Here is a 275-nt window from a genome sequence, read left to right as displayed (position 1 = left end):
ACGGTCCAGACTCCTACGGGAGGCAGCAGTGGGGAATATTGCACAATGGGCGCAAGCCTGATGCAGCCATGCCGCGTGTATGAAGAAGGCCTTCGGGTTGTAAAGTACTTTCAGCGAGGAGGAAGGCATTAAGGTTAATAACCTTAGTGATTGACGTTACTCGCAGAAGAAGCACCGGCTAACTCCGTGCCAGCAGCCGCGGTAATACGGAGGGTGCAAGCGTTAATCGGAATTACTGGGCGTAAAGCGCACGCAGGCGGTTTGTTAAGTCGGAT

At 53.5% G+C, this 275-nt stretch carries 1 rRNA gene; it reads left to right on the top strand.

The features are described from left to right. Positions 1 to 275, top strand: a 16S ribosomal RNA gene (locus tag WFK85_RS23710); the annotation flags it as partial.

This window comes from Cedecea sp. VD22, from assembly GCF_037150195.1.
GTDB lineage: Bacteria > Pseudomonadota > Gammaproteobacteria > Enterobacterales > Enterobacteriaceae > Cedecea.
Note: the sequence above shows the minus strand (reverse complement) of the source record. Positions and strands in the feature narration are given on the sequence as shown.